The organism is Kitasatospora sp. NPDC029367, from assembly GCF_055569135.1.
Genome location: NZ_JBVHYH010000054.1, coordinates 20,895 through 44,372, shown reverse-complemented (window position 1 = coordinate 44,372; position 23,478 = coordinate 20,895). Strand labels below are relative to the sequence as shown.

Here is a 23,478-nt window from a genome sequence, read left to right as displayed (position 1 = left end):
GGAAACCCCCCTCGGGGCCTCCCTCCCGGCAGGGGGGCGTTAGGGAGGGGTGGTAGGGGGGGGGTTCTTTTCGTGCGCCTGGGGACCACCGGGCGGGGGGGCCCCCCCCCCCCCCCCCGCCACTGGGCCGAACGGAGGAACGGAGGAACGGAGGAACGGAGGGCCGGGGCGGGGAGCAGGCGGGCGGCCGGGCTCAGCCCACCGTGAAGTCCGCCATCATCGCCATGTCCTCGTGCTCCAGGTTGTGGCAGTGCAGCATGTACGTCCCCGCGTAGTCGGTGAACCGCACCAGCACCTCCACCGTCTCGGCCGGCCGCAGGTCCACGGTGTCCTTCCAGCCCTCGTCCCACGGGCCCGGGTCCTTGCCGTTACGGGCCACCACCTGGAAGGGGTCGAGGTGGACGTGCACGGGGTGGTGCACGTCGGTGGAGAAGCGCCAGCGCTCGACCCGGCCGAGGGCGGGGGCGGCGAGGCTGCGCCCGGGCTCGTACGGGTCGCCGTTGACGGTCCAGCCGTCGCTGCCGCTGCGCCGGAAGGCGAAGTCGCGGGTGGCGACGGCCGCGGCCGGGTCCAACTGCTCGACGGTGGACAGCTGGTCGGGCACCTTGGTGTCGTCGTTCACCGCCCGGGAGGAGACGTCGAAGCGCATCACCTCGGCGGCTCGCCCGCTGCCGAAGCGGTTGACCAGGCGGACCTGGGTGCCCGGCTGGTAGCGGGAGAAGTCGACGACCACGTCGAAGCGCTCGGCGGGGGCGATCTCGATCCCGTCGTGGCCGACCGGGGCGGCGAGCAGGCCGCCGTCGGAGCCGATCTGGACCAGCGCGTCGCCGCCGGCGGGCTGCGGGTCCAGTTCGAGCCGATAGAGCCGGGAGTTGGAGGCGTTGAGCAGGCGCAGCCGGTAGTGCGCGCGGTCGACGTCCAGGCGCGGCCACGGGGCGCCGTTGACCAGGATGACGTCGCCGAGGACGCCGTTCATGTAGCCGTTGGTGACGCCTGGCGTGGCCGCCGAGGCGTCCGCGGCGGGGTACTTGAAGGAGCCGTCGGCGGCGAAGGAGCGGTCGGTGATCATCAGCGGGAGGTCGCGATCGCCGCGCGGCAGCGGCAGGGCGGCCTCCTCGTCGTCCTGGACGAGGTGGAACCCGGCCAGGCCGCGCCAGACGCCGGGGCCGGTGAAGCCCATCCGGTGGTCGTGGTACCAGAGGGTGGCGGCGCGCTGCTTGCCCGGGTAGGTGTGGGTGCGCTCGCCGACCACGGTGCGGCCGCTCATGTGCCGCATCCCCGCCATGCCCGCCATCCCCGGCATGCCCGCCATGCCGTCCATCGCCGGGGCGGCGGACCCGGGTGCCCCGGTGGAGGCGGCGGGATCGGGGGAGCCGACCGGCAGCAGCAGGTCGACCGGGTAGCCGTCGCTGTCGGCCGGGGTGTGCCCGCCGTGCAGGTGGACCACCGAGGGCACCGGCAGCTGGTTGCGGTGCTTGACCACCGCGGCCCGGCCGGAGCGGGTGACCAGCGTCGGGCCGGGGAAGGTCCCGCCGTAGGTCCAGGCCTCGGTCCGCACCCCGGGCAGGATCTCCAGCGTCGCGACCTGCTGGGTGATCTCGTAGTAGTCGTTGCCGCCGTCGCTGCGCACCGGCCGGAGCACGGCCGGCACCGGCAGCGGGACCTGGAAGGCCGCGGGCAGTTCCAGGTCGCTGCCGAGCAGCCGCCCGGGGAGGCCCTCCGCGAACAGGTACGCCGCCGACGGGACGGCGACGGCGGCCAACGCGCCCGCGCCGAGCACCGAGGCGCCGATGCCGAGGAAGCGGCGGCGGTTCACCGCTCCACCGCCACCGGCCCGCCGGGGCGCGGCAGCCGTCCGCCGCCGTCCGGGCCCGCCTCGGGCAGGCCCTCCCGGGCGGGCAGCGGCAGCCGCCAGGCGCCGACCAGGCCGAACAGGATGCCGCTGACCAGCAGCACGCCGAGGGTGACGTGCAGCCCGATCGACCGGGCGTAGCCCGCGCCGATCTGCCCCGTCACGGCGACGGCGAGCAGGGCGGTGGTCCACAGCGGCCAGCGCGGCCCGCCGCCGGGCCGGCGCACCAGCACCGCCACCACCAGTTGGACCACCACCACGGCGGCCAGCAGCCTCGAATTGTCCTCGTGGTCCTTGAGGGAGTCGTAGGTGCCGTTGAGGAAGCTGCCGGCGAGCATGGTCTGGAGCAGGGCCAGCAGCGCCAGCGTGGTGGCGGTGACGCGCAGGAGGACCAGCGGCCAACGGGGCGCGGGGGCGGCAGGAGGACTGCTCATGTCGTGGCTACTCTCTGCTTCGACGGCTCGGGCGGGGCGGGCGAGAGCGTAGCTGATCCCACCTCAGAATCGGCCGCACCCGCGGGTTCCGGGCAGGTCGTCCGTGCCGTCGCGCCGGTTTCGCGCGGGGTTTGTCACCCGTCCGGGTGATCCGCCCGGTCGGCACCTACACCCGGTCGGCGCCCACACCCGGACGGCGCCTACACCCGGTCGGCGGCGATCCCGAGGTAGGCGGCGCGCAGGTCCGCGAGCAGCGGGTGGTCCGGGTCGAAGGCGGTGCCGTCGACGGCGGCGAGCGGCCGCAGGCCGACGCCCGCGTTCAGCGCGAAGGCCGCGTCGAAGCGCGCCAACTCGTCGACGCGGACCGGCTCGCGGGCCTGCGGACCGTCGTACGCGCCGCTCAACAGCGCCTCGGTGATGCCGGGCAACACCGGGCCGGTGGGCAGCACCAGTCGCTCCCCCGCCAGGAAGGCGACGTTCCAGGTCGCCCCCTCGGTCACCAGGCCGTCCCCGTCGGTGAGCAACACATCGTCATACCCGGCGAGTTGGGCCGCGCGGCGGTGGTGCACCAGACCGAACAGGCCGACGTGCTTCACCGTCGGCAGCTCCCGCCGGTGGGCCACCGTGCGCACCCGCAGCGGGGCCCGTGCCACGGCGCCGACCGGGCGGGTGGTCACCAGCAGGACGGGGGCGGCCGGGGCGGCGGGGCGCTCCAGGCCGAGCGCGGGATCGTAGCAGGTCACCCGGACGATCCCCGGCCCGCCGTCGGCCGGCAGCGCCGCACGGATCCGCTCCCGGACCACCGCCCGGTCCAACTCGACGGCGAACAGCGCCCGGCAGTCCCGGACCAGCCGGTCCAGGTGCAGCTCCAGGCCGCGGACGGCACCCCCCTCGACCCGCAGAGTGGTGAAGTGCCCGTAGTTGAGCAGCCCCAGCGCGGCGAGCCGCGCCGGGTCCGCGGGCGCGCCGTCGATCTCGATCTCAGCCATCCCCCGAGTCTGCCAGCCGCGGGGACACCAGCGGTGACGCCTGCGGCAGCACCACCGGCCGGTACGGTCCGGCCACGCTGCGGCCCGCCGCCCGCGCGGTCCGCTCGATCTCCTCGATCCTGGCCGCCAGGCCCTCCGGCTCGCCCGCCTCCGCCCAGCGCCAGGCCTCCGCCCACCACTGCGGCCCGCGCACCAGCGGCCGGCCCGCCAGCGCCAGGTACAGCGCCAGCGTCGACCGGGCGTACTCGTGCACCCAGCTGTCGCAGCCCCGGTAGTCCGCCGTCTCGTCCAGCCGCAGCCAGCGGCCCTCCTGCCCGGCGGCCAGTATCGGCACCCAGCCGCGCTGCCGGTCCGCGACCAGCAGGAGCAGTCGCCCGTCCTCCTCCCGCACCCGGTGCGAGGGCAGTTGGGGCATCCGGGCGAACGACAGCGAGCGCTTCCAGCCCACCACCCACAGCCCGCGGCGCAGGTAGTAGCGGACCGCCGACTGCCAGCTCCAGTGCGCCTCCAGCCGGAAGCCCGGCAGGCCCTCGGCGGTGGCCGCCGCGTACACCTCGTCCAGCGCGGCGGCGGCCAGCCCCTGCCCGCGCGCCTGCGGCCGCAGGTAGAGCGAGGACACCGCGAGCTGGCTCGGGCCCTTGGTCCAGTTGTCCACCGCGACCGTGCCGACGACCTCGCCCCGCCCGTCCAGGACCCAGTACCGGCGCCGGTACAGCTCCCCGCCCGGCCAGTCCCGGCCGCTCTCCCCCAGCCGCTCCCGCCAGCCCCGTTCGGCGGGCCGGTCCAGCCCGTCCGGGTCCACCAGCTCGCCCAGCTCGCCCTCCAGCAGGGACGCCAAGTCCCAACGGGCGAACCGCTGTTCCTCGCCCTCCACGGCGGCCCGCAACCGCACCCCCGCCGCCAACCGGTCCTGCGCCCGCTGGACCGCCGCATCCCACGACCTCACCACGGGGGCCACCCTAGCGGCCCTCCGGGCACGACCCGTAATCCACCGGCCACCGAACGTCAGCCCGATCACCCGACCGGGCGCCGGGGCCGGGCAGGCGCCACCCGAGGCGGGGCGGCCGCGGCCGACGGGGTCCCGGGCGGGCGGGTGAGGGCGACCGCGGCGATCACCAGGACGCCGCCGGCCAGGGCGTTCCAGCCGACCGGCTCGGCGAGCAGGACGGCGCCCAGTGCGGTGGACCACAGCGGCATGACGTAGGTGACGGCGGAGGCCACGGCCGTGCCGGCGGTGCGGACCAGGCCGAGGTTGAGCAGGTACGCCAGCCCGGTGCCGAGCGCGCCGAGCACCAGCAGGGCGGTGGCCGCCGAGCCGCCCGGCCAGTGCGGGGCACCGGCGGCGAGCGGGGCGACCAGGGCCAGTTCGGCCGTGGCGCAGGTGATCTGGACGGCGGAGAGGGTGGTGACCGACTCCGGGCGGCCGGACAGGAAGCGGCGCAGGTAGACGAAGCCCGCGCCGTAGCAGCAGGCGGCGGCCAGGCAGGCGAGGGCGCCGGCGGTCGCCCCCGGGCCGAAGCCGCGCCACACCCCGAGCACGGTGAGCACGCCGACGAAGCCGAGCCCGAGGCCGGCCAGCCGCCGAACCCCCGGATGGCGCTCCGCGGGCACGGTGAGCACCGCGAACAGCAGGGTGAACAGCGGGGTGGTCGCGTTCAGCACCCCGGCGAGCACCGAGCTCACCCTGGTCTCGCCGAACGCGAACAGGGCGAACGGCACCGTGTTGAGCAGCACCGCGACGACCGCCGAGTGGCCCCACAGGGCCCGGTCGCGCGGGGCCCGCTCGCCGCGCAGCAGCAGGACCGCCCACAGCGTGGCGGCGCCCAGCAGGCTGCGCCACAGCGCCACCCACACCGGCGGCACCCCCGCGTCGACCGCCACCTTGATCAGGGCGAAACTGGCGCCCCAGATCGCCGACAGTGCCACGAAGCCCGGCCACCAGCGCCGCACCCCGACCACCTCCCCGTCCCGTTCCCGTGTCCGTCGCGCGGCCCGTTCCCGCGTCCTGGACAGAGGGTGGCCCGCCGACGGAGCATGAGTCCAACAAGTGGCGATGCACGGAGGATGAGGAAGTCTCATGGCCTCGGAGGTCAATCTGGCCCAGCTCAGGGCGCTGGTCGCGGTCGCCGACACCGGCGGCTTCGGCGCGGCCGCCGACGAACTGGGCATCAGCCAGTCCGCCGTCTCGCACGCCGTCGCCGCCCTGGAGCGCGCGCTCGGCGCCCCCGTGCTGCGGCGCGGCGCGCCCTGCCGCCCCACCCCGCTCGGCGAGCAGGTGCTGCCGCACGCCCGCACCGCCGTCGCCTCCGCGGCGGCCGTCCGCACCATCGCCACCCGGCACTGCGGCGGCCTCACCGGCACCGTACGGCTGGCCGCGCCGACCACCGTCTGCCAGGCCCTGCTGCCCGGGCTGCTGCGGGACTGGAAGGCGGCGCACCCCCAGGTCACCGTCCGGGTCTTCGAGGGCGAGGACGCCGAACTGGCCACCTGGCTGGAGGCGGGCACGGTGGACGCCGCCGTCCTGGTCGACGCCGGCCCGCTGCCGCCCGGCGCGGTCGCGCTCGGCGCCGACTCGATGCACGCGCTGCTGCGCCGGGACCACCCGCTGGCCGGCCAGCAGACCGTCCACGTCGGCGAGTTGGCGGACGACGACTTCCTGCTCTCGGAGGGCGGCTGCGAACGCCACATCCGCGAGGCCTACCGGCGGGCCGGCGCCCGCTTCACGCCCCGGCACCGGATCCGCGACCTCAACACCCTGATCGGCATGGTCCACGCGGGCGTCGGCGTCTCGGTGATGCCCGCGCTGGCCGTGACGATGCTGCCGCCGGAGTGCGTCCTGGTGCCGATCCGGCCGGCCGTGCACCGCACCCTCACCCTCACCGGGCCGACCGGGCGCCCCTGGTCCCCGGCGGTCGGCGGGCTGCTCGCCGGGGTGGCGGCGGGCCTGGTCCCGGCCGCGGCCGCACCGGCCTGAGCGGGCACCGGTCCTCGCGGCGGCACCGGCCCGCACGGCGGCGGCCCGGCCCGTACGGCGGCGGCCCGTACGGCGGCACCCGCCCGTAACGGACTGGGTCCGCTCAGCCCCGCAGCCGCACCCGGTCGAGGACCACCCCCACCACGCGGTCCGCGGGCACCGCGCCCCACAGCCGGGAGTCGGTGCTGAAGTCCGGGTTGTCGCCCAGCAGCACCACATGCCCGCCCGGTACGGTGCCGGCCGGGAGCACCGGGCGGACCGGCGGCGGAACCGGCTCCCCGGGCAGCGCGGCCAGCCGCTTCACCAGCAACCGGGCGGGCCGCCGGGCCGCCGGAGCCCCACCCGCCGGACCGCCCAACGGACCACCCCCCGACGGGACGAGCCCGTCCGGCGCGACCACCACGATCCGCCCCGCCCGCAGCCGGGCCAGGCCGCGCCGCAGGACCAGCACCCGCTGCCCGGGCCGCAGCGCCGGGCTCATGCTCGGCCCCGCCACCACGACCACGGACAGCGCGGTGCGCAGCAGCACCAGCCCGGCCACCGGTGCGGCCAGCGCCACCAGGCCGAGTACCAGGAACAGCCGCATCGCTCCGCCTCCTCCGGTCAGCCGGCCGACGGGGCCGGCACGGCGGCGTCCTGGTAACCGGACGCCTGCAGGGTGAACAGCTCCGCGTACGGGCCGCCGCGCGCCATCAGCGCCCGGTGCGTCCCCTCCTCGACCACCCGCCCCGCGCCGAGCACCACGATCCGGTCGGCCTCGCGCACCGTGCTCAGCCGGTGCGAGATCACCAGGCTGCCGGTGCCGCGGCGCAACTCCCGGAGGTTGTCGTGGAGTTGCTGTTCGGCGGCGGCGTCGAGCCCGGCGCTGGGTTCGTCCAGGATCATCAGGTCGGCGTCGCGCCGCATGAACGCCCTTGCCACGGCGAGCCGTTGCCACTCCCCGCCGGACAGCGAGCGGCCCCAGCCGGCGTCCGTGCCCTCCGGCAGGAAGATCCGGCTGAGCAGGGCGCCGTAGCCGCCGTCGAGGCGCTGCACCCGCTCGTGGATGCCGGCCGCGCGGGCGGCGGCGGTGATCCGGTCCGGGTCGTCGAGGTGGGCGAGCCGGCCGAGGCCGATGTTCTCCCCCGCCGTCAGGTCGTAGCGGCAGTAGTCCTGGAAGACGACGCCGATCCGCTGCCGGTACTCGTCGGGCGGGAACTCGCGGATGTCGACGCCGTCCCAGAGGATCCGGCCGCGGTCCGGGTCGTAGAGCCGGCACAGCAGCTTGACCAGGGTGCTCTTGCCCGCGCCGTTGAGGCCGACCAGGGCGGTGACGGCGCCGGCCCGCAGGGTCAGGTCGACGCCCCGCAGGATCCACGGCGCGTCCTGGTGGTAGCGAAACCAGACGTCCTGGAACTCGACGGTGCCGGTGAGCGCGGCGGGCGGGCGCGGGTCGGTGGCCGGGGCGAGGTCGGGCGGGGCCTGGCCGAGCGCCCGGTAGTGGTCGAAGGTGAGGGCGGCCTGGTAGGCGGAGGCGCCGCTGGCGGCGAGCTGGCCGACGCCGGTCTGGATGCCGGCCACCGCGGCCAGGCACATCGAGACCTGGCCGAGCGAGAGTTCGCCGTGCCGGGCGGCGCGCACCGCCCACAGCAGGCCGAGCGCGTAGACGCCGACGCCGAGCAGCGAGGCGGGCAGCCGGCGGGCGAGGTTCTGCCGGTCGGTCCGCTCCTCCGCGCCGTTGACGGCCAGCAGTTCGCGCCGGGCGCGCCCGCGCAGGAAGTCCTGGAGGCCGAAGAGCCGGATCTCCTTCACCGCGTCGACGTCGGCGATCAGGCTGCCGTAGAAGGACTGGCGCCGGCTGCGGGCCATGGTCTCGCCCAGGACGGCGGCCCGGCGGCGGCCGGCCGCCAGCTGGCTGCGCACCAGCGGCAGGGTCAGCAGCAGGGTGAGCAGGCCGAGCAGTGGGCCGACGACGAAGACGGTGCCGAGGAAGCCGAGCACGGTGATCAGCGCCTGGAGGCTGCCGAAGGCCGCGCCGACCAGGATGTCCGGGGCGGCGCCGCCGGCCTGCTGGGCGAGCCGCAGCCGGTCCTGGAACCGCGGGTCCTCGAAGGGGCGCAGCCCGGGCAGCCGGTTGACGGCCTGGAACAGTTCCTCCTGCACCCGCAGTCGGATCGCCCGCCCGGAGCGGGCTCGGGTGTACTCGCTGAGCGCGGGGGCGAGTGCGAGGCCGAGGCTCACCACGATCAGCAGCACGCAGGTGCCGGTCGGCGAGCCGGAGGTCGAGCCGGGTGCGGCACCGCCGAGTTCGTCGAACAGCCGGCTCACCAGCAGGGCGGCGACGGCGGGCAGCAGACCGGCCGTCACCCCGCAGAGCAGCGAGAGCAGCAGCGCCGCCCGGCCGGAGCGCCAGGCCAGCGCGCAGGCGGCCAGGGCCGAGCGCAGGGCCCGGCCGGCCCCGGGCTGCTCGGCGCCGGGGCCGGCGGACCAGGGGGTGCTCATCGCGCGGTGGTCGGGAGGACGAGTTCGCCCGGGGCGAGGTGGTTGGTGATCCGGCCGTCGGCGGCGATGTCGACGTAGCTGGGCCAGCGGACGATCCCGAACGCCTCGGCGGTGGAGCCGGGCAGGGCGCCGGCGGGCTCCACCACCACCCGGGCCACCGGCTCCAGCAGGGTGCGCAGTTCGGCGACCACCGGGCCGCTGCCCTTGACCACGGCCAGCACCTGCCCACGGCCGCCCGGGTAGCCGGTGACCGCCTTGACGAAGTCGGGCGCCTGCTCCAGACAGGGTCCGCAGCTGCCGGAGAAGAAGCCGACCACCGCCGGCGCCCCGGCGAGGTCGGCCCGGGTGACTTCTCCGTCCGTTTCGGACACCGCCCGGAATTCCGGCATCGGGGTGCCGTCGGGAAGTCGGTTCTCGGGCATGGAAACACCGACCCGGACATTTCCGAAGGAGGTCGGCGAACCGTTGTTGTTGATTTTCCGGGCGAGCGCCAGGGTCAGCATCAGATTGAACAGGGAAATGCCACCGATGAGGACGATGAAAAGCGTGGACATTACGGTTTCGCGCCTCGTTCCGGACTAAGGGGGATTCAAGGAGGTAGGGCCCGTTTTCCACCGGGGTACGGCCCCCGGTGCCGGGCGGAGAGCTCGGCGGCCGCGGTTCGGGGCGACGGCTCAGCGGGCCGTCGAGAAGAGCTCGATCAGGGTGTCCGTGGCGATGATCAGGGCGCTCAGGAAGCCGGCGGCCAGCAGCACCACCACCGCCCCGGCCGCGCCCGGGCCGCCGCCGGGGTCGGGGGCGGCGGCCGCGGCGAGGCCCGCCGCGGCGACGCCGAGCAGCACCAGGTTGCGGGCCACGTGCGCCCGGCTGACCGGTACGCCGGAGGCCCCGAAGCAGGGGCAGGAGACGTCGGCGCCCTGCCGCAGCAGCCGGACCAGCACGGCGGCGAAGAGCGTGATCAGTCCGCCGGTCGCGGCGAAGGCCCAGCTGGCGACGGGTGCGGGCACCCAGACCAGCAGGGCGAGGAGGGCCTCGGCGAGCGGCACTGCGATCGCCGCGGCGCCGGTCAGCCGGGGCGGCAGGACGGCCATCGCGCGCAGCGCGGACCGGAAGTCGCGGCGGGCGCGGAGCTTGGCCCAGGCGGAGCGGGCGAACACCACCGCGATGACGGCGCGGCAGCCGAGCAAGAGGTATGCGGTCATGACTCCCCCTCCGCCGGTACCCCCGCCGACGCAGGGCGGGGGCACCGGCGGCCGTGTGTCAGCCGGCCGGATCAGTCGGCCGAGCCGGTCGGGTCAGCAGCCGCCCACGATCGCGTAGGTGATGCAGGTGGGGGCGGCGGCACAGTTCCAGGAGCAGCACTCCCGGACGTAGAGCGTCTCGCCGACGCAGTTGGTGGTGGTGCCGGCCGGGCACTGGCAATACGCGTCGGCGGCCTGCGCCTTGCGTCCGCCGGAAACCGCCCGGTCGACCAGGTTGAGAATCGCCTGAACCATTTTTTCCTCCGCTCGGGAAGGTGGATTGGAGAGGCTGTGCACTTACTCACGAGATCTCGTGGTCCGAAAGCTAACCGACCGTTCGAGAACTTGTCTAGACCAAGTTCGAGGATCATCGAGCTTTGATCCGGAGCAGCGGATTCCCCTTCCGTCGCCCCGCTCCACCCCCACTCCACCCCCACTCCGCCCCCACCCGGACCCCGCCCGACTCCCGCCCCGCCGGACCCTTGACCGGCCCTCCGGGACAGGTCTATACCAGTGGGAGCTCTGGGCAACCACCCCACGCCCCGGGACAGTTCGGCCTGCCCGCGCCACCCCCACCTCCGGCGCGCACGGGCCCTCCCCCACGCACGTTTCCCGGAAAGGCCCCCCGATGCAACGCGTACTTCCCCCACAGCCACGCACCGCACCGACCACCCGCAGATCCCGGGCCGCCCTCGCCGTGGCCGGCGTGCTCGGCCTGGTCGCCGGCGGCTTCGCCGCCCTGGCCGGCACCGGCCCGGCCTCCGCCTCCACCACCGGCGCCGCCGGCACCACCGCCACCGCCGGACTGGGCAGCAACTGGTACGCCTCGGCGCCGTACCTGATGCCCGAGGACAACAGCCCGCCGGACGCCGCCGCCGTGATGGACGCCACCGGCCAGAAGGCCTTCCAGCTGGCCTTCGTCCTCGCCCAGGGCAACAGCTGTTCGCCCGCCTGGGGCGGCACCTCCCCGATCGACTCCGACACCACCATGCCCGCCGTCATCCAGACCGTCCGCGGCAAGGGCGGGGACGTCTCGGTGTCGGTCGGCGGGTACGGCGGCACCAAGCTCGGCCAGGTCTGCGGCACCCCGGAGGCGACCGCCGCCGGGTACCAGCAGGTCATCACCAAGTACGGCCTCAAGGCGATCGACTTCGACCTGGAGGAGCCGGAGTACGAGAACACCGCCGCCATCCACAACGAGATCGGCGCGGCCCGCATCCTCCAGCAGAACAACCCCGGCCTGTACATCTCCATCACCACGGCCGGGACCAACGCGGGCACCGGCTGGTTCGGCACCCAGATGCTCAACGAGGCCAAGTCGGAGGGCTTCACGCCGAACAACTACTCGATCATGCCGTTCGACGGCGGCTTCAACGGCGCCGCGGCGCAGACCGACGCGCTGGTGAAGTTCAACCAGATCCTGCAGACCACCTTCGGCTGGAGCGAGGCCACCGCGTACGCCCACGAGGGCGTGTCGATGATGAACGGCCGCACCGACGCCGCCGAGTACTTCCGCCAGGCCGACTTCCAGAGCGTGCTGGACTTCGCCACGGCGCACGGCCTGGCCCGCTACACCTTCTGGTCGGTCAACCGGGACCGCCAGTGCACCGGGCCGGTGGACCCGGGCCTGTCCGGCTCCTGCTCCAGCGTGGCGCAGAGCGACTGGGACTTCACCAAGTACACCGTGAAGTTCGCCGGGGCGACCCCGCCCACCACCCCGCCGACCACTCCCCCCACCACCCCGCCGACCACGCCCCCGACCACCCCGGGCACCTGCACCGCCCCGGCGTGGAGCCCGAGTACCACGTACACCGCGGGCGCCAAGGTCTCGTACAACGGCCACAACTACCACGCCAAGTGGTGGACGCTGAACGAGGTGCCGAGCGCCAGCGGCCAGTGGGGCGTCTGGGGTGACGACGGCCCCTGCTGACCCCGCCGGAACAGCGGTGAGGGGCGGGCGTCGTGGACGCCCGCCCCTCACCGCGTACCCGGGAATGGCCCCGGGGACGCCCCGGCTCAGTGGCCGGCGATCCGCCCCCGCAGCTCGGCGAGCACCTGCGGCGCCTCGGTCAGGCCGGCCGCCTCGGCGCGGGCGATCGCCGCGGTCAGCCGCTTCACCGCGGCCTTCGGGCGGTCGAGGTCGCCGCCCTCGATCAGCGCGGCCAGCCGGACCGCCTCGGCCCGCAGCGACTCCGGCTGCGGCGCCCCGGCCGGTTCACCCTGCTCGCCGTAGACCTCGACGGCCCGCTCGGCCTCGGCCAGCGCCTCCTCGAAGCGGTCGGCGACGGCCAGGCAGCGCGCCCGGGCGTAGTGCGAACCGCCGCGCAGGTACCAGGCGGTGTACTCCTGCCCGTACCGCTCGGCGGCCTCGCCGAGCGCGTCGGCCTCGGCCAGCAGGGCGAGCGCGGCGTCCAGCCACTCGGGGCCGCCCCGCTCGCGCATCGTGAGCTGGGCCAACTCCCGCAACGTAGCCGCCAGTCGGTCGACCTGCGGGGCCTTCCCGTGCGCCTCCCGGGCCCGCCCGAGGGCGGCCTCGGCGGCCTCCCAGCTGCCCGCCCGGGCCAGCGTCAGGGCGGTCTCGCAGGCGACCATGGTGTGGGTCTCCTGGTCCTCCCAGCCGGCGACCAGTTCGGCCAGCCGCAGGTACTCCTCGGCCGCGTCCCGGTACTCCTCCAGCTCGACCAGGCCCCGGGCGAGGTCCAGCCGGGCCTGGGCGACCATCCGGGCGTCCAGGCCGGCGGTCGAGGCCGAGGCGTCCAGGACGGACTCCAGCACGGCCACCGCGTCGGCGTCCCGGCCGGTGCCGCGCAGCACCTCGGCGAGCTGCAGCCGCACCCGGGCCGCGTCCTCGACCGCCCCGGCGCCCAGCCGGTCGAAGCGCGCGGCGGCCTCGGAAAGCGCCCGGACCGCCCCGCCGAAGTCCTCGACCCCCAGGCTCGCGTGGCCGAGCAGCATGTACGTCGGCGCGTACGGGTAGGCGTCGTCGCCCCAGCGCACGGCCTCGGCCAGCGCCCGGTGGAACACCTCGACCGCCTGGCCGGGCTCGCCGCCCTGGAGCAGCACCTGGCCGAGCAGGCCGAGCACCCGCGGGGTGTGCCAGGGCAGTTCGGCGGCGTCCAACTGGGCCAGCACCTCGCGCAGTTCGGCCGCCGCCTCGGCCGACCGGCCCTGCCGGGCGGCGGCGTCGGCGACGTACTGCCGGGAGGTCGCGGCCCGGCGGGCGGAGCCGAGCTCGACGGCCGCGCGCCGGTAGCCGCCGACGGCCGCCTCGAAGCGCGCGACCGTCCCGGCGGACGGCTCGGGCAGCGCCTCGACCAGGTCGTGGTGGGCGGCGTAGGCGAGCGACTGCAGGACGATCAGGTAGTCGTCGTCCGTCATGGCGCCCGCGGCGTGCAGTTCCCCGGCCCGGGCCAGCGCGGCGTCCAGCGCCGGCCAGTCGGCCACCGCGCCCTCGACCTCGCCGAGTTCGACGACCAGCGTCCGGGTGCGGACCATCAGGGCCGGGCCGGGCAGCCCGGCCTGCTCGAACAGCTCGGCGGCCGCCAGCAGGCCGGCCGCGCCCTCGGCGTGGTCGTCCCGCTGGAGCGCCTCGTGGGCGCGCTGCTCGGCGAGTTCGGCGCGCAGCCGCTCCGGGCCGCCGAGTTCGGCGTGCTCCAGGTGGGTGAAGTCCGGCGCGGCGGCGCGCTCGGCGACCCGCTTCCACAGCCGGTCGCCGTCCGGGTGGCCGAGCAGCTCCAGCTCGCGGGCGCGCAGCACCAGGGCGGCGAAGTCCTCCGGCTCGGCCTCGACGGTGCGCAGCGGGGCGGCGGCGGCCGGGGCCGCGCCGGTCAACTCCGGTGCGGCGACGGCCCGTACGCCCAGCGCCAGCGGCTCGGCCAGCAGCGGCCGGACGGCCAGCCGGGCCCGCCGGGCGGCGCCGACCGTGTCGGTGCCGTTACGGGCGTCGAAGCGGGCGGCCAGGGCGTCGGCCTCGGTGCGCAGGTGGGCGAGCAGGGTGTCGACCGTCCAGCTGCGGCCGGCCGGGCCGCTGACCGCGAGCTCGCCGTGCCCGGCCGCGGCCAGGGCGGCGATCAGCACCTCGACGCCGGTCAGGAAGTCCAGCCGGGCGCCGGGCTCCCCGGTGACCGCGAACAGGTCGCGGTTCTCGGCGAGCAGTTCCAGCCCGCGCGGCTCGTTGCCGGACAGCGCGCAGAACTCGATGTGCCGGGCCACCGCCGCCAGCATGGAGGCCTTGCCGCGGGCGGCCCGGTAGCCGGTGAGGTGGGTGGAGCGGGCCTCGTCGAGCCGGCCCAGCCGCAGCAGCGGCAGCAGCGCGACGGACTGGCTGAGGCACGGCTCCTCGGCGCAGCTGCTGCGGCCGCTCAGCACCGGGGCGAGGGTCTCCAGGGCGCGGGCGTCCTCGCCGAGGTCGAGGAAGTGCCGGGCGCGGGCGCGGGTCTCGCAGGCGTGGCAGTTGCTCAGCTCGGTGCGCGGGCGGGCCGTCCACAGCTCGTAGGCGTCCTGGACCCCGACGCCGGTGTGCCGGGCCAGGTGGTAGCGCTGGGCGTAGTACGGCTGGAGGCCGTGGCCGGCCGCCCGGTAGCGGTCGCGCAGTTCGGTGAGCCAGCGCTCGACGGCGGCCAGCGGAACGTCCGGGTTGTCCCGCAGCGAGCCGGCCACCCACTTGAAGCGCCAGAACACCTGCTGCTCGGCCCAGTCGCCGAAGCCGTCCGGGTCCTGGTCCCACAGCTTGAGGATGCGGGCGAAGACGACCGGGCTCTTGTTGCTCTCGCCGTCGTACTCGTAGGCCTCCATGAGTTCGAGCAGGGCCATCGAGCGGACCTCGGTGTCTTCGAACTGCTCGGCGGCCTCGACGAGTTCCTCGGCCGTGACGGTGCGGGTGCGGCCGTACGGGCGGGCGTCGTTCTCGCGCAGCGCGGCCATCACCGCGGCGGGGGTGTCCAGCATCACGCCTCCTTCGGGCCGTCGTGGTCCGGGCCGGCCGCCTCGTGGCCGAGCATCGCGTGGTCGAGCAGGCTGATGAACGAACGGTTCAGCAGCGCGGACTCGCTGGCCTTGAGCGGGCGGCGGGTCATCAGCACGGCCTGTCCGTACAGCGCCTCGACGGCGGTGACGGCCAGGTCGTGGTCGGTGACTCCGGCGGCGCGGCGCACCAGCGGGTTGAGGTGGTTCAGCACCAGCTGGGCGCGGGGCGCCTCGGCGCGCAGCGAGCCCAGGATGTCCGCCCACAACCCGTCGGCCTCGTCGGCGAGTTGGGCGCGGGTGCGCTCGTGCCGGGCCTCCCGGTTGTCGAGCAGCAGGGCGGGCGCGTTGGTCGGGTGGAAGCTGCGCAGGGCGACGTCGCAGTCGAACCGGCCGACCACCTCGCGGGCGATCGCCAGGAAGGTGGCGGCGGCCAGTTCGGCGGCCGGGTCGACGGTGTCCAGGTGCGCGGTGACGGTGCCCGGGTCGAGGTCGGCGACCGAGACGCCCGGGCGTATCTCGGGCAGCCGGTGCACCAGGTCGCGGTCGTAGGTGTAGCCGCCGTTGACCACGCCGAGCCCGGCCGCACCGGCGACCGGGGCGACCTGGCGGAACTCCTCGACCGTACGGGTCACCAGCACCACCGGGTGGCTGCGGGCGAACTCGTCCAGGGTGACATTGCCGTCGGTGGTCTCGAACGGCAGCCAGGGCAGCATCATCCGCAGCAACTCGTCGTCGTAGCGGGCGAGTTCCTTGACGGCCAGGTGGTGCACGGAGAGGAAGCGGTGCAGCAGCGCCGGGTCGCTCGCGGACAGGCCGGTGAGCCAGTCGCGGATCCGGGCGCCGAGCGCGTCGCGGACGGCGGCCAGCGTCTCGTCGGCGTACAGGCCCTCGCGCGAGGCGGTCGGGCGCAGCCCGTCGGTGTCCACCACGCAGCGGACGAAGAACGCCCAGTCCGGCAGCAGTTCGTCGGCCTGGTCGGAGAGCAGCATGCCCTTGAGGTGCACCCGGTGGCCGTGGCGGCGCGAGGGCGGGGCGGCGTCGGGCAGCACGTACGCGACACCGCGCAGGCCGACCAGCGGGAGGTCCAGCTCGATGGTGTCGAGCGGGACGAAGTCGAAGGTGCTCCGGCAGTACTCGGCGAGCGCGTCGCGCCGGGCCAGCGGGGAGCCGTGCCGCTCGGCCCACGGCGGGGTGCGGTTGACCGGGTGCTCGGTGCCGCCCGCGTCGATCACGGTGACGTCGTGGCGCAGCAGGCTGCCGAAGTCCCGGGCCAGGGTGAGCACCCGGGCGGGGCGGGTCCACTCGGCGGCGTCGGCGCGCGGGGTGAGGGTGACGGTGGTGCCCGGCTCGGGCTTGGCCGAGGCGGGCAGGGTGCGGATGGTGTAGCTGCCGTCCGACAGGCCGCGCCACTCGATGACCGGCGCGTCCGGGCTGCCCGCGTGCCGGGTGACCACGGTGATCTCGTCGGCGACCACGAAGCAGGCCAGCAGGCCGATGCCGAACTGGCCGATGAAGTCGCCGCGGGCCCTGGCCAGGCCGTCGCCGTCCAGCCCGCCGTCGGCGTCGCGCTTGGAGCTGCGGCCGATGGTGGCGAGGAAGGTGTGGACGTCCTGCTCGGTCAGGCCGATGCCGGTGTCGGTGACGGACAGCTCGTCGTCGGCCCGGACGGTGATGGCGGCCGGCGCCCCGGGGTCGAGGGCGCGGCGGGCGGAGATCGCGTCCACCGCGTTCTGCAGCAGCTCGCGCAGGTAGACCCGCGGGCTGGAGTAGAGGTGGTGGGAGAGCAGGTCCACCAGGCCGCGCAGGTCCACCTGGAAGGTGTGCGCACTCGTCGGGTTGTCGGTTGGGGACACCGGAGGCTCTTTCGGTCGCGGAATGCGGAAGGGGTGACGTGCGGGTGACGTACGGGGGTGACGTGCGGGTGACGTACGGGGGCGGCGGCGCGGGTCAGTACCCGGCGCAGCGGTCCCGGTGGGCGCGGAAGGCCGTGACCGGGTCTCCGGCCAGGTAGTGCCAGGGCGACTCGGTGACCAGGCCGTCCAGCGCGTCGAACAGCAGCCGAGCCGTCTTGCGCTGGTCGGCGAGCGAGAAGGCCATCGCGAAGGTGTTGAAGCTCGACTGCCAGCCGCGCTCCGGGACGAAGTCCGGGTGCAGGACGGAGCGGAACGCGGCCTCCTGCAACTCGGCCACCACGGCGGGGCTGGACAGGTGGGCGTGGTCCTCGCCGTCCGGGAGGTCCAGCCAGCGCTCCAGGTGGGCGAGCGCCACCAGCTCGCCCAGCGGGCTGCCCTCGGGGGCGGCCAGCATGGCGGAGCGGGCGAACTCGTGCATGGCCTCGTGCGAGCCGCCCCACTTGGCGCACAGCTGCTGCAGGCGCTGGCGGTGCGAGCCCGGATGCCCGGGCACCCGGCGCACCGCGGCCTCGAAGCGGGCGGTGGCGACCTCCTCGCCGAGCGAGGCGCCGCGCGCGCTGATCTGCAGGAAGTACCAGGGGGCGAGCCAGCCGGGCTCCCGCTCGGCGACCTCCAGCAGCTGCTCCTCGGCGACGTCCAGCCGCTGGTGGAACAGCTTCCACTGCTCCTCGCTGACGTGCTTGGCCCGGGCGCGGCTGCGCGCCTCCCAGGCCCAGGTGACGTGCCGGGCGCCGGAGAGCAGCAGCGGCAGCGCGTCGCCCGGGGCGTCCGCCACCGCGCGGGCCGTCCACTGCTCGACCCCGGGGACGTCGGAGACCGCGCCGACCAGGAAGGTCAGCTCGGCGCCGGTCGCGGCGGCCAGCGCGGGGCGCAGCGCCGTCCAGTCCCCGGCGGCGGCCTGCCCGAGCAGCAGCCGTACGGACTCGTCGCCGTACGCCGGGTCGAGCCGAGGCGCGGGCCCCCGGTCGGCCGCCGGCGCCTCGGCGGCCCGCCTGCCCAGCCCGAGCCCGAACCCGCGGCGACCGGCCCGGTCCTGCGCGCCGGGCTCGCCCTCCCCGCCCGAGCGGCGTCGGAACAGCGGCATGTGTGTGGCCCCCTCGAACATCATCGGCATCTATCGCACGGCCGCACAGTGACCGCCCCAGGTGAGTACATATCACGGCCGACCGACATCCGTTTGCCCAGCCCAGCGCGGCCCGGGGCCGGGGGCGGCGGAGCCCGGGAACGGGTGACATATTGCTGCCTGACAGTTTTCTGACAGCGGGCTCGGTGCCGCCCGCGTCGACGATCCGTCAGGCTGGGTCACGTGCACGCCATTCGCTTCCACCTCCGCGCCCCCGACCGCCCCGACCGCCCGGTCCCGCACCCGCCCTCCCCCGAGGCCGTCCGGGACGGGCTGGCCCGCGGCCTGCCCGCCGGGGCCCGGATCGAGCACGCCCGGATCCTGGTCGGGCCGGACGCGGTGGACGGCATCGCCTTCGTCCTCGCCGACGGCCTGCTCGCCGCCGAGGCCGCCCTCACCGTCGCCTGCGCCGCCGCGACCGGTCCGGCCGGCCCGCTCTCGGGCTGGCTGGTGCCCCACTGCGCCCTGGACACCCTGCTCGCCCTCGGCCTCCACGAACTGCCCGCCTGCCCGTGACACCCGGGGCCTGGCCGTGCGACCCGGGCCCTGCCCGTAAGCCCCGAGGCGGGCCGGTGGGACCCGGGGCGGGGCGGTTCGTGTGCAGGGCGGTCGCTATCTTGAGGGGTCACGGACAGCCGTAAGGGAGTGGGCGCATGGGGATGGGTGGTCGGCGGGTCACCGCCGTGGTGGCGGCCGGACTGTTGGCCGGCGTGCTGGCGGGGTGTTCGTCCGGGGGATCGGAGCCGGGCAAGGGGGCCGCGGCGGCGCCCGGTTCGGCGGTGGCGAGCGGTGCCGTCCCGAGTGGTGCGGCGTCGGCTACGGGTGGCACGGCTACGGGTGGCACCGCGACGACGGCCGGGGCTCCCTCGCCCGGTGGGTCCGCCGGGGCTTCGGCGCCCGCGGCCGGCTCGGGCGGCGGGGTGACGGCACCGCCGGCGGCGGCGCCCAGCGCGGACCTGGAGGCTCCGCTGCTGGACGACAAGGTGGTCGGGCAGGTGCTGCCGGACGCCAAGGCGATGGCCGGGTGGCAGGAGGAGAAGCGCAAGGTCGACACCGCCGACCACGCCGTGACCTGCACGGCCTCGGCGCCGTGCAGCGGCAAGCCGCTCAGTGCGTCGGTCCGGTTCTCCTCGGGAGACCTGGTGACCCGCTTCCTGGTGGAGACCCTGCCCAGTCGGGACGCCGCGAAGAGCCGGGCGAAGGAGACGTTCGCCTCCTACCCGGTCGGGCCGTTCAAGAAGGTCGAGGCTCCGGCGGTGGGCAGCGAGAGCCAGGCCTTCGTCGGGCCGCTGGCGGACGGTGACGGGGTGAGCGTCGTGGTGCGCTCGGGCACCGTGGTGGCGAGCGTGACCACCGAGGGCGGGCCGGTGGACCTGCCCGCCGCCCGGCGGTTCGCCGTGATGCTGGTCAACCGCATCGAGCAGGCCCAGTCGGGCAAGGTCCCGGACGCGGGCCTGGCCGGCGCCTGACCGCCCCTCCCCGCACCGGGGCCCCGACGCCGACGGGGCGGCGACCCGAAGGTCACCGCCCCGCCGCGAGGTCCCGCCCGACGGATCAGCCCGCCGACACCGGGAAGGTCGGGTACTCGACACCCGAGATGTACTGCACGACCCGGACGACCTGGCACGAGTAGCCGAACTCGTTGTCGTACCACAGGTAGAGGATCGCGTTGTCGCCGTCGACCTTGGTCGCACCGGCGTCCACGATCGAGGCGTGGCGCGACCCGATGAAGTCGCTGGACACCGCGTCGGGCGAGTCGGTGAAGTCGATCTGCCGCTTGAGCGGCGAGGTCAGCGAGATCTCGCGCAGGTGGTCCAGGACCTCCTCGCGGGTGGTCTCCCGCTTGAGCTGGAGGTTCAGGATCGCGATGGACACGTCCGGGACGGGCACCCGGATCGAGCTGCCGGTGATCTTCGCCTTGAGGTCCGGCAGCGCCTTGGCGACGGCCGAGGCGGCACCGGTCTCGGTGATCACCATGTTCAGCGGCGCCGAGCGGCCGCGACGGTCGGCCTTGTGGTAGTTGTCCAGCAGGTTCTGGTCGTTGGTGAACGAGTGGACGGTCTCGACGTGGCCGCGCACGACGCCGTACTCGTCCTCCATCGCCTTGAGCGGCGGGACGATCGCGTTGGTGGTGCAGGAGGCGCAGGAGATGATCTGCTCGTCCGGCTTGATCATGTCGTGGTTGACGCCGTGCACGATGTTCGGCACGTCGCCCTTGCCCGGGGCGGTCAGCACGACCTTGGCGATGCCGGGGCGCAGGTGCTTGGACAAGCCCTCGCGGTCACGCCAGCGACCGGTGTTGTCGATCAGGATCGCGTCCTTGATCCCGTACTCCGTGTAGTCGACCTCGCTCGGGTCGTTGGAGTAGATCACCGTGATCTCGTTGCCGTTGACGACGATCTTGTTGTTCGCCTCGTCGACGGTGATCGTGCCCTGGAACTGGCCGTGGATCGAGTCCCGGCGCAGCAGCGAGGCGCGCTTGACCAGGTCGTCGCCGCCGCCGTTGCGCACGACGATGGCCTTGAGCCGCAGGCCGTTGCCCGAGGCCTTCTCGATCAGCAGCCGCGCGACCAGCCGGCCGATGCGGCCGAACCCGTACAGCACGACGTCCTGCGCGGACCGGCGCTCCAGCTTGTTCGCACCGGTGGCACCGGCGACGGCCTGAGCGGTGAACTCCGCCACCGACAGGCCCCGGTCGTCCGCCCGGTAGGCCGAGGCGAGCATCGCCAGGTCGATCTGCGAGGGGCCGAGGTCCAGGGTGGTCAGCGCGTCCAGGAACGGCATCGTCTCGGTGACCGAGAGCTCCTCGCCGGCTATCTGCCGGGCGAAGCGGTGCGTCTTGAGGATGCTGACCACCGACTTGTTCACCAGGGAACGGCTGTGGAGCAGGACGGTGACGTCCTTCTCCCGGTGCAGTCGCCCGATGATCGGGATCATCGACTCCGCGATCTCCTCGCGGTTCTTCCAGTCCGTGAACACGTCGTCGTTGACAGTCACAAGTCCATCTTTCGAGCTGAGGGTGTTGCCCACATGGTAGCTTCGCCCGCTTCCGGCCCGACCGCCGGTCCCTCCCCGGCCCCTCCAGCCCACCTCTCCCACCTGCGCTTTCCCCTACCTCCCCGCCCCCGAAGGTGATCACCGCCACCCCCAAGTGCCCCAGTAGAGTGGGCGCACCGAAGATCCGGACGAGGCGCGAGGGGGCCCGGGTGGCGACGTTGGGGATGCACCGGGACTTCCTGATGGAGTTCGCGGCGCTGGAGCGCTCGGTGCAGCGGCGGGTCTTCGAGACCTTTGAGAAGTTCACCGGGGCCACCCACGCCGGCGCGCACCTGGAGAAGCTCACCCACCAGCGGGACCCGCGGATCCGGACGATCCGGATCACCGACTTCTGGCGCGGGGTCGTCCTCAAGGCCGACCGGGGCGACGGCTACCTGCTGCTCAAGGTGCTCCCCCACGACAAGGCCAACGACTGGGCGCTCAAGCACCGCGCCTCGGTGAACGCCGCCACCCAGGGCGTCGAGATCCGCAACGACGTCGCCCTGGAGCGCGCCTCCGCCTCGCTGCGGGCCCGGGCCTCGGACGAGCCCCAGCGGCTGTTCGCCGACCGCTCCGACAAGGTCCTGCGCAGCCTGGGCATCGAGGAGGAGATCCTGCCGATCATCCGGCTGCTGCCCGACGAGGCGCACCTGGAGGCGCTCCACCGGGTCCTGCCGGAGCAGCAGTTCGACGTGCTGGTCGGGCTGGCCAGCGGGATGGAACCGGCCGAGATCGACCGCGAGATCGTCCAGGCGTACGCGCGGGCGGCGGACCCGGTGGGCACCGGGCGGCCCGGGGACGAACTGGTGTCGGCGATGGCCCACGCCCGCGGCCGGGTCGCCCTGGTGTCCGGGCCCGAGGAGCTCCAGGAGATCCTGGAGCGCCCCTTCGACGCCTGGCGGATCTTCCTGCACCCGGCCCAGTACCGGATCGCCTACCGGGGTTCGTACCAGGGCCCGGCCCGGGTCACCGGCGGCCCCGGGACGGGCAAGACCGTGGTCGCCCTGCACCGGGCCTACCACCTGGCCCGCCGGCTGCCCGCCGACGCCCCCGACGGATCGGTGCTGCTCACCACCTACACCAAGGACCTGGCCGCCGAACTGGAGCGCTGCCTGGGCCTGTTGATCACCGACGGGCGGATCCGGGCCAAGGTCCGGGTGGTCACCGTCGACGCCCTGGCGAACGAGGTGCTGCGCCGCTCGCTCGGCGGCGCCCCGTTGAAGATCCTGTTCAACCAGCGTGCGGTGCTGGCCCGTTGGCGCCGGGTCGGGCAGCGGCTCGGGGTCGACTTCACCGACGTCTTCCTGGACCAGGAGTGGCGCCAGGTCGTCCTGGCCCAGGCGATCGAGAGCCCGGAGCAGTACCTCAAGGCCCCGCGGACCGGCCGGGGCACCGCGCTCGGCCCGCTGCAACGGGCCCAACTGTGGCGCACGGTGGCCGCGTTCGAGGAGGAGCTGCGGCAGAGCGGGGAGCGGACCTTCCTCCAGGTCTGCGCGCACGCCGCCCGGGCCCTCGACGAACGGGGCGAACGCCCGTTCCGGCACGTGGTGGTCGACGAGGCGCAGGACCTGCACCCCGCGCAGTGGCGCTTCCTGCGCGCGCTCGCCGCCCCCGGACCGGACGACCTGTTCCTCGCCGGCGACCCCCACCAGCGGATCTACGGCAACAAGGTCTCGCTGCGCTCGCTCGGCATCCAGGTCGTCGGCCGGTCCTCCCGGCTGCGCGTCAACTACCGCACCACGCACGAGATCCTGAGCTGGGCCGCCTCGCTGCTCACCGGCGAGCGGCCGGACGACCTGGACGGCGGCGAGGAGTCGCTGGTCGGCTACCACTCGACCCTGCACGGCGCGCAGCCCGAGGCGCACGGCCACGCCGACCAGGCCGCGGAACTCCGGGCCCTGGTCGCCCGGATCGGGGCGTGGACCGCCTCGGGGGTCGGCCCGGAGGACATCGGCGTCGCCACCCGCACCGCCCAGCTCGGCCGCGACACGGCCCGGGCACTGGAGCAGGCCGGCATCCCGGCCCACCTGCTCGGCAGCGCGCCGGCCCCCGGCGTGCGGATCGGCACCATGCACCGGATGAAGGGGCTGGAGTTCCGCTGCGTCGCCGTGGTGGGCGTCGGCGACGCCATGGTGCCCAACGGCAACGCGCTCACCCCGGAGGACACCGACCCGCAGCAGCACCGGGAGGACCTCAACGGGGAGCTGAACCTGCTGTTCGTGGCCTGCACCCGCGCCCGCGAGGCCCTCTCCGTCTCCTGGCACGGCGCCCCCAGCCGCTTCCTCGAACCGGTCGTCCCGACCGGACCGGTCGCACTGGCCGAACAGGTGGCCCTGGCCGAGCCGGTCGCCCTGGCCGAGCCGCTCGCCCGCTGACGCACGGCCCGGCCCGGCCGAGGATTTGCCGGGGGTTCGGCGGGGTGGGGTAATGAGAGGCGACCGGTGTTTGGGTGTTCCCTCAGAGACCCGGG

General features: G+C 74.9%; 19 protein-coding genes. 5 read left to right on the top strand and 14 right to left on the bottom strand.

Annotated features, from left to right (window positions below; all coding sequences use genetic code 11):
• Positions 1–193: 193 nt before the first annotated feature.
• The 5 genes from ACZ4W5_RS26105 to ACZ4W5_RS26085 form a co-directional block, all read right to left on the bottom strand.
• On the bottom strand, positions 194–1,816 hold the full coding sequence (locus tag ACZ4W5_RS26105; protein WP_465657246.1) for a multicopper oxidase family protein: 1,623 nt from the start codon (positions 1,814–1,816) through the stop codon (positions 194–196).
• Positions 1,813–2,286, bottom strand: a complete 474-nt coding sequence (locus ACZ4W5_RS26100; protein WP_402478582.1) for a hypothetical protein — start codon at positions 2,284–2,286, stop codon at positions 1,813–1,815. The genes ACZ4W5_RS26105 and ACZ4W5_RS26100 overlap by 4 nt, the downstream gene beginning before the upstream one ends.
• A gap of 200 nt (positions 2,287–2,486) precedes the next feature.
• A complete protein-coding gene (locus tag ACZ4W5_RS26095; protein ID WP_465657244.1) occupies positions 2,487–3,275 on the bottom strand; it encodes an aminotransferase class IV in 789 nt (262 codons plus the stop codon).
• Positions 3,268–4,224: a GNAT family N-acetyltransferase gene (locus tag ACZ4W5_RS26090; RefSeq protein ID WP_465657242.1), complete on the bottom strand. Its 957-nt coding sequence runs from the start codon at positions 4,222–4,224 to the stop codon at positions 3,268–3,270. The genes ACZ4W5_RS26095 and ACZ4W5_RS26090 overlap by 8 nt, the downstream gene beginning before the upstream one ends.
• Before the next feature lie 65 nt (positions 4,225–4,289).
• Entirely contained in the window at positions 4,290–5,225 is a 936-nt protein-coding gene (locus ACZ4W5_RS26085; protein ID WP_465657240.1) for a DMT family transporter, read from the bottom strand.
• Positions 5,226–5,352: 127 nt separating this feature from the next.
• On the opposite strand from ACZ4W5_RS26085, the gene ACZ4W5_RS26080 reads away from it, so the two are divergent.
• Positions 5,353–6,249 carry a LysR family transcriptional regulator gene (locus ACZ4W5_RS26080; RefSeq protein ID WP_465657238.1) on the top strand — a complete coding sequence of 299 codons (897 nt, stop codon included), beginning with the start codon at positions 5,353–5,355 and terminating at the stop codon, positions 6,247–6,249.
• A 103-nt stretch (positions 6,250–6,352) separates the two neighbouring features.
• On the opposite strand, the gene ACZ4W5_RS26075 is transcribed toward ACZ4W5_RS26080, so the two are convergent.
• The 5 genes from ACZ4W5_RS26075 to ACZ4W5_RS26055 form a co-directional block, all read right to left on the bottom strand.
• Positions 6,353–6,835 (bottom strand): S26 family signal peptidase, encoded by a 483-nt coding sequence (locus tag ACZ4W5_RS26075; protein ID WP_465657236.1) that lies wholly within the window; start codon positions 6,833–6,835, stop codon positions 6,353–6,355.
• A 17-nt stretch (positions 6,836–6,852) separates the two neighbouring features.
• Positions 6,853–8,730, bottom strand: a complete 1,878-nt coding sequence (locus ACZ4W5_RS26070) for an ABC transporter ATP-binding protein (protein ID WP_465657234.1) — start codon at positions 8,728–8,730, stop codon at positions 6,853–6,855.
• The gene (locus ACZ4W5_RS26065; RefSeq protein ID WP_465657233.1) at positions 8,727–9,284 is read right to left on the bottom strand and encodes a TlpA family protein disulfide reductase; all 558 of its coding nucleotides are present in this window, start codon (positions 9,282–9,284) and stop codon (positions 8,727–8,729) included. The genes ACZ4W5_RS26070 and ACZ4W5_RS26065 overlap by 4 nt, the downstream gene beginning before the upstream one ends.
• Before the next feature lie 120 nt (positions 9,285–9,404).
• The gene (locus ACZ4W5_RS26060) at positions 9,405–9,932 is read right to left on the bottom strand and encodes a MauE/DoxX family redox-associated membrane protein (RefSeq protein WP_465657231.1); all 528 of its coding nucleotides are present in this window, start codon (positions 9,930–9,932) and stop codon (positions 9,405–9,407) included.
• Between the two features lie 93 nt (positions 9,933–10,025).
• Entirely contained in the window at positions 10,026–10,268 is a 243-nt protein-coding gene (locus ACZ4W5_RS26055) for a hypothetical protein (protein WP_465657229.1), read from the bottom strand.
• A gap of 331 nt (positions 10,269–10,599) precedes the next feature.
• On the opposite strand from ACZ4W5_RS26055, the gene ACZ4W5_RS26050 reads away from it, so the two are divergent.
• Positions 10,600–11,901 (top strand): carbohydrate-binding protein, encoded by a 1,302-nt coding sequence (locus tag ACZ4W5_RS26050; protein WP_465657227.1) that lies wholly within the window; start codon positions 10,600–10,602, stop codon positions 11,899–11,901.
• 86 nt (positions 11,902–11,987) lie between these two features.
• Here ACZ4W5_RS26050 and ACZ4W5_RS26045 read toward each other — a convergent pair whose 3' ends face one another.
• The 3 genes from ACZ4W5_RS26045 to ACZ4W5_RS26035 form a co-directional block, all read right to left on the bottom strand.
• The gene (locus ACZ4W5_RS26045) at positions 11,988–14,918 is read right to left on the bottom strand and encodes a hypothetical protein (RefSeq protein ID WP_465657225.1); all 2,931 of its coding nucleotides are present in this window, start codon (positions 14,916–14,918) and stop codon (positions 11,988–11,990) included.
• A complete protein-coding gene (locus tag ACZ4W5_RS26040; protein WP_465657223.1) occupies positions 14,918–16,789 on the bottom strand; it encodes an HSP90 family protein in 1,872 nt (623 codons plus the stop codon). The genes ACZ4W5_RS26045 and ACZ4W5_RS26040 overlap by 1 nt, the downstream gene beginning before the upstream one ends.
• Positions 16,790–16,883: 94 nt before the next feature.
• The gene (locus ACZ4W5_RS26035; RefSeq protein WP_360241877.1) at positions 16,884–17,933 is read right to left on the bottom strand and encodes a hypothetical protein; all 1,050 of its coding nucleotides are present in this window, start codon (positions 17,931–17,933) and stop codon (positions 16,884–16,886) included.
• A 222-nt stretch (positions 17,934–18,155) separates the two neighbouring features.
• Here ACZ4W5_RS26035 and ACZ4W5_RS26030 point away from each other — a divergent pair, with 222 nt between their 5' ends.
• Both ACZ4W5_RS26030 and ACZ4W5_RS26025 read left to right on the top strand, forming a co-directional pair.
• On the top strand, positions 18,156–18,488 hold the full coding sequence (locus tag ACZ4W5_RS26030; RefSeq protein WP_465657221.1) for a hypothetical protein: 333 nt from the start codon (positions 18,156–18,158) through the stop codon (positions 18,486–18,488).
• A gap of 404 nt (positions 18,489–18,892) precedes the next feature.
• Entirely contained in the window at positions 18,893–19,441 is a 549-nt protein-coding gene (locus ACZ4W5_RS26025) for a hypothetical protein (RefSeq protein ID WP_465657219.1), read from the top strand.
• A gap of 85 nt (positions 19,442–19,526) precedes the next feature.
• Here ACZ4W5_RS26025 and ACZ4W5_RS26020 read toward each other — a convergent pair whose 3' ends face one another.
• Positions 19,527–20,969: a glyceraldehyde-3-phosphate dehydrogenase gene (locus tag ACZ4W5_RS26020; RefSeq protein WP_380396634.1), complete on the bottom strand. Its 1,443-nt coding sequence runs from the start codon at positions 20,967–20,969 to the stop codon at positions 19,527–19,529.
• A 209-nt stretch (positions 20,970–21,178) separates the two neighbouring features.
• Between ACZ4W5_RS26020 and ACZ4W5_RS26015 the strand changes: the two genes are divergently transcribed.
• On the top strand, positions 21,179–23,383 hold the full coding sequence (locus tag ACZ4W5_RS26015) for a UvrD-helicase domain-containing protein (protein WP_465657217.1): 2,205 nt from the start codon (positions 21,179–21,181) through the stop codon (positions 23,381–23,383).
• Positions 23,384–23,478 lie beyond the last annotated feature (95 nt).

Coding starts and splice junctions, on each gene's coding strand:
- ACZ4W5_RS26045 (WP_465657225.1), bottom strand. CDS start 14,918: ATGCTGGACACCCCCGCCGCGGTGATGGCCGCGCTGCGCGAGAACGAC.
- ACZ4W5_RS26065 (WP_465657233.1), bottom strand. CDS start 9,284: ATGTCCACGCTTTTCATCGTCCTCATCGGTGGCATTTCCCTGTTCAAT.
- ACZ4W5_RS26035 (WP_360241877.1), bottom strand. CDS start 17,933: ATGCCGCTGTTCCGACGCCGCTCGGGCGGGGAGGGCGAGCCCGGCGCG.
- ACZ4W5_RS26080 (WP_465657238.1), top strand. CDS start 5,353: ATGGCCTCGGAGGTCAATCTGGCCCAGCTCAGGGCGCTGGTCGCGGTC.
- ACZ4W5_RS26060 (WP_465657231.1), bottom strand. CDS start 9,932: ATGACCGCATACCTCTTGCTCGGCTGCCGCGCCGTCATCGCGGTGGTG.
- ACZ4W5_RS26070 (WP_465657234.1), bottom strand. CDS start 8,730: ATGAGCACCCCCTGGTCCGCCGGCCCCGGCGCCGAGCAGCCCGGGGCC.
- ACZ4W5_RS26095 (WP_465657244.1), bottom strand. CDS start 3,275: ATGGCTGAGATCGAGATCGACGGCGCGCCCGCGGACCCGGCGCGGCTC.
- ACZ4W5_RS26075 (WP_465657236.1), bottom strand. CDS start 6,835: ATGCGGCTGTTCCTGGTACTCGGCCTGGTGGCGCTGGCCGCACCGGTG.
- ACZ4W5_RS26050 (WP_465657227.1), top strand. CDS start 10,600: ATGCAACGCGTACTTCCCCCACAGCCACGCACCGCACCGACCACCCGC.
- ACZ4W5_RS26100 (WP_402478582.1), bottom strand. CDS start 2,286: ATGAGCAGTCCTCCTGCCGCCCCCGCGCCCCGTTGGCCGCTGGTCCTC.